Annotated in this window: 8 protein-coding genes; all 8 read right to left on the reverse strand. The window is 70.8% G+C overall.

All coding sequences use genetic code 11. From position 1 onward, the window contains the following. Positions 1 to 18: 18 nt before the first annotated feature. The 8 genes from BA895_RS05315 to BA895_RS05350 all read right to left on the reverse strand — a co-directional run bounded on the left by BA895_RS05315 (position 19) and on the right by BA895_RS05350 (position 8773). Complete coding sequence (locus tag BA895_RS05315; RefSeq protein ID WP_070190845.1) at positions 19 to 705, reverse strand: NUDIX hydrolase; 687 nt, start codon at positions 703 to 705, stop codon at positions 19 to 21. Positions 706 to 712: 7 nt separating this feature from the next. Then, the gene (locus BA895_RS05320; RefSeq protein ID WP_175442253.1) at positions 713 to 2563 is read right to left on the reverse strand and encodes a CTP synthase; all 1851 of its coding nucleotides are present in this window, start codon (positions 2561 to 2563) and stop codon (positions 713 to 715) included. 74 nt (positions 2564 to 2637) lie between these two features. Continuing rightward, positions 2638 to 4470: a DNA repair protein RecN gene (gene recN / locus BA895_RS05325; RefSeq protein ID WP_371327693.1), complete on the reverse strand. Its 1833-nt coding sequence runs from the start codon at positions 4468 to 4470 to the stop codon at positions 2638 to 2640. 16 nt (positions 4471 to 4486) lie between these two features. Beyond that, positions 4487 to 5500, reverse strand: coding sequence for an NAD kinase (locus BA895_RS05330; RefSeq protein WP_083282994.1), 1014 nt, complete (start codon positions 5498 to 5500; stop codon positions 4487 to 4489). After that, positions 5497 to 6294 carry a TlyA family RNA methyltransferase gene (locus tag BA895_RS05335; RefSeq protein ID WP_083282995.1) on the reverse strand — a complete coding sequence of 266 codons (798 nt, stop codon included), beginning with the start codon at positions 6292 to 6294 and terminating at the stop codon, positions 5497 to 5499. Before BA895_RS05335 ends, BA895_RS05330 begins: the two co-directional genes overlap by 4 nt. Further along, entirely contained in the window at positions 6291 to 6485 is a 195-nt protein-coding gene (locus BA895_RS05340; RefSeq protein WP_175442254.1) for a hypothetical protein, read from the reverse strand. The genes BA895_RS05335 and BA895_RS05340 overlap by 4 nt, the downstream gene beginning before the upstream one ends. Positions 6486 to 6514: 29 nt before the next feature. Continuing rightward, on the reverse strand, positions 6515 to 7690 hold the full coding sequence (locus BA895_RS05345) for an HAD-IIA family hydrolase (RefSeq protein ID WP_070190847.1): 1176 nt from the start codon (positions 7688 to 7690) through the stop codon (positions 6515 to 6517). Positions 7691 to 7693: 3 nt separating this feature from the next. Further along, positions 7694 to 8773, reverse strand: a complete 1080-nt coding sequence (locus BA895_RS05350; protein ID WP_254666334.1) for a lipopolysaccharide assembly protein LapB — start codon at positions 8771 to 8773, stop codon at positions 7694 to 7696. Positions 8774 to 8948: the final 175 nt, after the last annotated feature.

Here is an 8948-nt window from a genome sequence, read left to right on the forward strand (position 1 = left end):
CGTCGAACGTCGAGATCGTCACCCGACGCTCGGTCGTCGACTCGCCTGCAGCTCGCGCGCGGGCCACGGGGCGTCGGGCGGACGCAGGGTCGACCACCCGCGCGTGCGTGCGGCCTCGGCGCTGAGCAGACCCACGAGCGTGGCCGAGTTGCTGATGCGACCGAGCAGGGCCGCCTCGACGGCATCGTCGAGCGGCACCCACAGGGGGCGGATCGTCAGCTCCTCAGCCGTGCGCTGGTGCGTCTCGGCATCCGGAACGGCCGTCAGTCCGCGGGCGAGGAACACCCGTACGGTCTCGGGAAACGCTCCGGGCGAGGTGATGTCATCGGCCAGCACGTGCCACTCGTCAGCGACGAGGTCGACCTCTTCGGCGAGCTCGCGCGCGGCAGCGTCGCGCGAGGGCTCTTCCGCCACGTCGAGCAGGCCGGCGGGCAGCTCCCACACGTAGCCACCGGACGCGTGACGGTACTGACGGATGAGAAGCACGCACGGCACCTGCTCGACGTCACGCAGCGCGAGTACAGCGACCGCGCCCGGATGCTCGATGTAGTCACGGGTGACCACTCCGCCTTCGCCGAGGTCGACGCGGTCCCGACGGACGTCGAAGATCAGGCCGGAGAAGACCGTCTCCGAGGCGAGGACGGGCTCGCTGGTCCATTCCTCGATGAGGTCGGTCAAGCCCCCGAGGGGTGCTTCGAGGCTCATCCTGGCCTCAGCGGTCGCCGGACGAGGAGCCCGGTAGCGAGGCGTATGCGTTTTCGTCAGCCGAGGCCGCCGGCTCGCGGTGGTCATCCTGCTCCGTCGCCCCGGCGGTCTCTTCGCCCTGCGCGTCCTCTGCCTGCAACGCGCGCTGTCGCTCGACCTCGACGAGACGCCCACTCCGCTGGCGTTCCAGCGCGGCGCCGACCAGCCCGGCGAAGAGCGGGTGGGCCCGGTTCGGGCGACTGAGAAACTCCGGGTGCGCCTGCGTCGAGACGTAGTACGGGTGCACGTCGTGGGGCAGCTCGACGAACTCGACGAGGGTGCCGTCGGGCGAGGTGCCCGAGAAGACGAGGCCGGCCTGCTCGAGCTCGTCACGGTAGGAGTTGTTCACCTCGTAGCGGTGGCGGTGGCGCTCGTTGACCTGCGCCGCACCGTAGGTCTGACGAACCACGCTGTCGGGCCTGAGCTGCGCCGGGTAGAGACCGAGCCGCATGGTGCCGCCGAGGTCACCGGCGCCCTCGACGTAGGCCTTCTGCTCCTCCATGGTCGCGATGACCGGGTGCGCGGTGTCGGGGTCGAACTCGGTCGAGCTGGCGTCGGCGTTGCCGAGCACGCTGCGGGCGTACTCGATGACCATGCACTGCAGCCCGAGACAGATACCGAGGGTCGGCACCTGCCGCTCGCGCGCCCAGGTCAGCGCCCCGAGCTTGCCCTCGATTCCTCGCACCCCGAACCCACCGGGAACGAGCACGGCATCCACCCCGCCGAGCGCCTTCTGGGCACCGGCGGGGGTCTGGCACTCGTCACTGGCGACCCAGCGGATGTTCACCTTGGCGTCGTGGTGGAACCCGCCGGCCCGCATGGCCTCGGTGACCGAGAGGTAGGCGTCGGGCAGGTCGATGTACTTGCCCACGAGGGCGATCTCGATGTCGTGCTCGGGGTCGTGGACGCGCTGGAGCAGCTGGTCCCACTCGGTCCAGTCGACGTCGCGAAAGCCCAGACCGAGGCGGCGGATGACGTAGGCGTCGAGACCTTCACGGTGCAGCACCTTGGGAATGTCGTAGATGCTCGGTGCGTCGACGCACGCGGCCACGGCCGAGACCTCGACGTCGCACATCAACGAGATCTTGCGCTTGATCGGCTCGGGGATCTCGCGGTCGGCGCGCAGCACCAGACCATCGGGCTGGATGCCGACCTGTCGCAGAGCGGCGACGGAGTGCTGAGTCGGCTTGGTCTTCAGCTCGCCGCTCGGCGCCAGATAGGGCACGAGCGAGACGTGGAGGAAGAAGCTGTTGTCGCGACCGATGAGGTGGCGCACCTGCCGCGCTGCCTCGAGGAACGGCAACGACTCGATGTCACCGACGGTGCCACCGATCTCGGTGATGATGATGTCGGGAGCGTCCGGCTCACCCGTGGCCAGGGCTCGCATCCGCGCCACGATCTCGTTGGTGATGTGCGGGATGACCTGCACCGTGTCGCCGAGGTACTCGCCACGGCGCTCACGAGCGATGACGGTGTTGTAGACCTGCCCGGTCGTCACGTTCGCCTGACCGACGAGGTTCACGTCGAGAAAGCGCTCGTAGTGGCCGATGTCGAGGTCGGTCTCGGCGCCGTCATCGGTGACGAACACCTCACCGTGCTGGAACGGGTTCATCGTTCCCGGGTCGACGTTGATGTACGGGTCGAGCTTCTGCATCGTGACCCGCAGGCCCCGACTTCGCAGCAGCCGACCGAGACTGGATGCCGTCAGGCCCTTGCCGAGCGAAGAGGCGACGCCCCCGGTCACGAAGATGTGTTTCGTCGTATTCACCACGGGGTTTGAATCTACGTCATGACCGTGCCAGACGCCGTATCGGCCCATCCCTCGGCGCGTTCGGCCGCACGTTCGAGCAGGCTGCCTGGCTCAGTCCGGCCCGGCACAGCGGACGCCCAGCCTCATCGTGACCCGGCATCTCCGCGCGAACCGCGACCCTTCGTGCCCCGCCCCACTACCGCCTGCCTGGCCTGCCTGGCCTGCCTGGCCTGCCCGGCCTGCCTCACCTGGTCGACCAGGTCGCGGGCGTGCGCCAGCCCCGCATCGGAGTCGGGATCGCCACCCATCATCCTCGACAGCTCGCGCAGACGGTCATCACCCTCGACGACGGTCACGTCGCTCGAGGTGATCGTGCCGTCATCCGACTTGTGCACCACGAGGTGTCGGTCGGCGTGGGCCGCCACCTGCGCGAGGTGGGTCACGACGATGACCTGCGCCTGCTCGGCGAGCCGCGCAAGGCGTGCGCCCACGTCGAGGGCGGCCCGACCTCCCACTCCCGCGTCGACCTCGTCGAAGACGAAGGTCGAGGGTCCCTGGCCGGCGGGATGCCGACCACCGGCGGCAGCACCGACCACCTCGATCGCGAGCATGACGCGCGAGAGCTCGCCGCCCGACGCAGCGCGGGCGATGCTCCGAGGAGCCGCACCCGGGTTGGCCGCGAGCAGGATCTCGACGTCGTCTCCCCCGGTGCGCGAGACGCGCACCCGCTCTCCGCCGGGCATCTCGATGCCCTCAGGGTCGAGTCGGGGCCGTACCTCGACGACCACCTGGGCCTTGCCCATGGACAGGTGGGCCAGCTCCGCTCCCACCGCCTTGGCGAAGTCGACTCCGGCCTTCGAACGGGCCTGTGAGAGCGCCGCCGTCGCGTCTGCGAGCGCAGACTCGTGCTCGGCGAGCTGGGTCGTGAGCACCTCGACCCGGTCGTCTGCCGAGATCAGCTCCTCGAGGCGAGCCGCACCGCGACCCGACCAGGCGAGCACCTCGTCGATGCTCTCGCCGTACTTGCGCGTCAGGGTGCTCAGCGTGGCACGCCGTTGCTGCACGAAGTCGAGGCGCGACGGGTCGAGCTCGAGGTCGCCGAGGTAGGACGTCAGGTCGGCAGCCAGGTCAGAGACGAGCATCCCCACCTCGTGCAGGCGTGCGTCGAGCGAACGGAGCTGCTCGTCGTGTTCAGCGGCAGGGGCGAGCGCCCCCCGCGCCGATCCCACGAGATCCTGCACGCTGGCCGCGGGCGCAGCCGCATACTCGTCAGCGCTCAGTCTCTCGAGGGCGTCGGCAGCCGCGAGCCGCAGCGTGTCGGCGTGGGCCAGGCGCTCGTCCTCGGCGCGCAGCGCGAGGTCCTCACCGGGCTGCGGATCGGCGGCCTCGATCTCTTCGAGAGACGCGGTCAGCGAGTCGATCTCGCGAGCTCGTTCCCGCGACGCCGCGACGAGCCGTTCGTGCTCGGAGCCGGCCTCACGCCAGCGGCGGTGACGCCCCTCCACCGTGTCCACCAGGCCGGCGAGCACGGGGCCGCCGAAGTCATCGAGCACCTGCCGATGGGCATCACCCTGCTTGAGCCGCCACTGGTCGGCCTGTCCGTGCACGGCCACGAGCAGCCGGCCCAGCTCGCCCAGCACCGCGACCGGCGCCGTGCGCCCACCCACGTGGGCTCTCGAGCGTCCGGTGGCGCTCAGGGTTCGGGCCACCACCAGCACCCCGTCGTCGTGGGCGGCACCGGCCTCGTCGGCTCGGGCCAGCGCCGGATGGGCCTCCGGCAGCTCGAGCACTCCCTCGACGAAGGCGGATGCCGCACCGGTGCGCACCAGCCCCGAGTCGGCGCGCTCCCCCAGCAGCAGGCCGAGCCCCGACACGACCATGGTCTTGCCGGCGCCGGTCTCGCCGGTCACCACGTTGAGGCCCGGACTGAGCGCGAGCACGGCGTCGTCGATCACGCCGACCCCCCGGATACGCATCTCGCTGAACATCCGCTCAGGCCCCGGTCGACGTGCCGGTATGCGCCCCGTCAGAGGTCTGCACCTCAGCGGCCGGTGCGTCGGTGACCTCATCCGGCGCAGGCCCGATCGCCGCGCCGTCACCGCGCCACCCCTCCACCGAGAGGTGGAACTTGGCCACGAGCCGGTCGGTGAAGGGCGCACTGGTCAGGCGGGCGAGCCGAACGGGTCGGCGACCCCGTCGCACCTCGACCCGCACCCCCGCGGGTAGGTCGACGTGTCGGCGACCATCGCACCAGAGCACTCCGGCGCCCTCGTTGGCCGCCTTGAGCTCGATGGCCAGATGGGAGTCGGGGCCGATCACGAGGGGGCGGGCGAACAGTGCGTGGGCCGAGTTGGGAACCACCAGGATCGCCTCCACCTGCGGCCACACCACGGGGCCACCGGCCGAGAAGGCGTAGGCCGTCGACCCGGTGGGCGTCGAGACGATCACCCCGTCGCACCCCCAGCTCGAGAGCGGCCGGCCGTCGACCTCGACCGTGGTCTCGAGCATCCGTTCGCGGGAGGCCTTCTCGACACTGACCTCGTTGAGCGCCCAGCTGCTGGCGATGAGCTCGCCGCCGAGCAGCACATCGACGTGGAGCGTCATCCGCTCGTCGACCGTGTACTCGCCACGGGCGATCCGCTCGACGGTGGCGTCGATGTCATCGCGTTCGGCCTCCGCGAGAAAACCGACGTGACCGAGATTCACGCCGAGCAGGGGTACGTCGACGCTTCGCGCGAACTCGGCGCCACGAAGGATCGTGCCGTCGCCGCCCAGCACCACGACCAGGTCGCAGCCGGCGGCCGTCTTGGCCTCCGTGGCCTCGCCGTAGGGGCGGATGTGCACGCGCGAGGAGTCGGTGAGGTCAAGGGCCCTGGCTTCGTCGGCCTGGAGGGACACGTCGATGCCGAGGGCCGTCAGACGCTCGATGACACCTTTGGCGACCGAGATCGCCTCCGGGCGGCGGGGGTGGGCCACGAGCAGGATGCGACGGGTCGGATGGGTCACGGCGCTTGCTCCAGGTGCATGCGTTCCAGCATGTCATCCGCGTCATCGTCGACCGACGACGGTCGAGGGGCGAGCCAGAAGAGGAACTCGCGGTTGCCGTCTCCACCGGCGATCGGGCTCGGGGCCGCGCCGTGCAGGTGCAGCCCCAGAGCGAGCGCGTGCTCGGCCACCTGACGCAGCACTCGGCGATGCTCGTGCGCTGAGGTGACCACGCCGCGCCGGCCCAGGCGCTCACGGCCGACCTCGAACTGGGGTTTGACCAACACCACCAGGTCGCCGTCGTCACGAAGGAGTGGACGGATCGCCACGAGAGCGAGCGTCAGCGAGATGAAGCTCAGGTCACACACCACCACCTCGAAGGGGCCACCCAGCTGCTCCACGTCGACGCTACGCACGTTGGTCCCGGACAGCTCGAGCACCCGTGGGTCGGCGGCGATCGACTCGACGAGCTGACCTCGACCGACATCGAGCGCGGTGACGTGCGCTGCTTCCTGCTCGAGCAGCACCTGCGTGAAACCGCCGGTACTGGCGCCGACGTCGAGACACCGCTTGCCACTGGCCGTGACGGGCCAGAGCTCGAAGGCCCGCAACAGCTTGAGAGCGGCTCGCCCCACCCACCGGTCGGCTTCACGCGTGACGACGACGTCGGCCTCATCGTCGACCGGAGTCGACGGTTTGGTCGCCGCGCGCCCGTTGACGACCACACCGCCGCTCACGACGAGCTCGTGCGCCTGCGTTCGAGAGCGAGCGAGACCACGCGACACCATCGCGACGTCGAGGCGCCGAGACGTCACGCCCGGCCGAGGTCGCCCAGCCGACCCTGCAGGAGTCGATGCACCCGCTCGCCCGAGTCGATGCGCTCGGTGAACGACAGGTTCTGTGCCCTGGCCAACGCGACCATGGCGGCATCGAGCTCGACATCGCCTGTCAGCGCCGGCTCCGACCGCGCCGACTGCTGGGGCTGCTGGGGTCTTGGACCTGCCACGTCGGGGGCAGTACCGTGCGGGTCGCCGATCATGTAGTGCCTCCAGGGGGGTCGTCCGGGGTGGCGGGGCTGCTTCCTGCGCTCACGCTACCGGTATCGGATGCCGGCACCAGCGCATCGAGCGACCCCGCCAGTCGCGCAAGCTCGTCGAGGGGCAACCGGTGGTCGTCGCGGACGGCCAGCAGAGCGGCGAGCCCGGCTCGCACGCCGTCGATGGGCCGTGCGGCATCCTGATCCAGGCCCTCGATCCTGAGCCGAGGCGGCGAGCCGTCATCCGGCGCCGTCTCGACCCGCACGGTGACGCCGCCGCAGGCCCAGACGCGCTCGTCGCCGCAACCCTGCACCGTGACGACGGCGGTCGGCTCGAGCAGCTCGGACAGGGCGGCGACCACATGCATCGGAGCGACCAGCTCGGGCGTGGTGAACAGCGCACTGGGCAGGTCGACTCCGGTGAGAACCCAGACGCAGTCGACCCCGGCCGCGCCAGCACCGGCGATGTCGGTGTCGAGCCGGTCACCGATGGCGAGCGTCTGCGCCGGGCTGGTGCCCAGACGTTCGGTCGCCAGAAGGTAGAGCGGCGGGAAAGGCTTGCCCACGACCTCTGGTGTGCGGCCGGTCGTCGATGCGAGCAGCTCGACGTACGCGCCGTTCCCGGGGGCGCTCCCCCACTCCAGCGGGAAGGTCGCGTCGAGGTTCGTCGCCACCCACCGCGCCCCCCGAGTGAGATGCCGGGCCGCGACCTCGAAGTCACGGACGGTCAGCTGCCGACCGAGCCCTTGCAGAACGGCGACGACGTCGTCACCGTCGGAATCTGCTGCAGCGACGGGGGTCAACCCCACCGCCCGAAGCGCGACAGCCACCCCGGCGCCACCCAAGGCCAGCACCCTGGCGGCAGGCCCCAGGGCTTCAGCGAGGTGCGCGGAGCCGGCCTGTGCGCTGGTCACGACGTCGTCGAGCTCGCACGGCGCCCCCAGGCTGACCAGCTGCGCGGCGACATCCTCCGGCGGGCGGGCGGCGTTGTTCGTCGCATAGACGATCCGCACTCCGGCGGCCTTCAACCGGACCAGCGACTGTGGCGCCCCCTCCACCGCGTCACCGCCGCGGTAAACAACGCCGTCAAGGTCGCAGATCACCCCGCGGTAGCGGTCGGCCAGAGTGGCGGCGCCACCAGCGGGGGCCGCAGGCCGGGTGCGGTCGAGGGCCACCCGTCAGGCGCCGGTCTCGCCGCCGGTGTCACCCTGCTCGTCGTCGAGCAGGTCGGTGACCTCGACGCCGTCCAGGTCGTCGAGGCGCTCCGAGGCGTCCGTCGTCAGCTCATGGTCGGCGTCGGCGGCCCGCGCAAACCACTCTCGAGCCGCGTCGACGTCGCCCGCCTCGAGCTTGGCATCGGCGAACGCGTAGTACAGGCGGGGAGCCGAAGGCCGACCAGGGCTGATCGAGCGCACCAGCTCGGTGAGCCCCGCCGCAGCAGCATCCAGCTGACCGAGGTCACGTCGGATGCCGGACACCACGATCGCGAGCTCAGCCCGTTCGTCGATGGCCAGGCGACCCGCCTCGTCGCTCTGGGCGAGCTCGAGAGCCTTGCTCTGGCGACCGAGCGCCCGCTCACAGTCGACCATGAGGGGAAGAAGATGGCTCGAGCCCGACAGCCGGCGTACGGTGCGGAACTCACCCAGGGCTCGCGCCCAGTCACCGAGCCGGTAGGCCACCAGACCGAGCGCCTCCCGGGCGGCCGGCACGCGACCGGCTCGACGCACCGCCGTCTCGGCGTGGGCCAGGGCGGCCTGTGGCTCGACGTCGAGCAGCTCAGCCACCATGACCAGGTGTTGGGCAACGCCTTCGGCATTCTCCTTCGACAGCGTCCGGAGCTGGTTCTTGACCCCGCGGTCGATCTCCTTGCCGGTGACACCCTCGCGAATTCGCGGCTCTGGTAGCCGGGGAGACTTCGGCGTCAGCCGGGTTCCCCCGCGCTCCTCGGGCACTCGGCCCCCACCGCCTCGAGGACGGTCGTCGCGCCGCTGGGCCGAGCCGTCGCGGTCGTTGGCCCGCCGGGACCCGTCACGGGTCGGCCGGTCGCGCTCAGACGTTCGGCCCGCGGCGCCACGAGAACCACCCCGGGCACCGTCACGAGGTGAGTCTTCACGCCGCTCGGCCCTGCCCCCGTCGGCTGGGCGACCACGACGCACCGGGCCATCGGTTCGCGCCGGCCGACGGTCGTCGGGGGCAGGCCGCTTGCGCCGGTCTCCGTCACGCCCTCCACCGGTGCCGCTTCCGTCGTGCTCAGTCATGTCCTCATCCTTGCTCGTGGTGGCGAAACACGCCACCATCTCGTCTGCCCGGGGGCGGGGTCAACAAAAAAAGGAAGCGCCCCCGACGAACCAAAGAGGTTGTGTCGGGGGCGCTCCCATAAATGATGTCCGGCTGCGTCCTACTCTCCCACACCGTCACCAGTGCAGTACCATC

The organism is Humibacillus sp. DSM 29435 (genome assembly GCF_001758225.1).
Classification (GTDB): Bacteria; Actinomycetota; Actinomycetes; order Actinomycetales; family Dermatophilaceae; genus DSM-29435.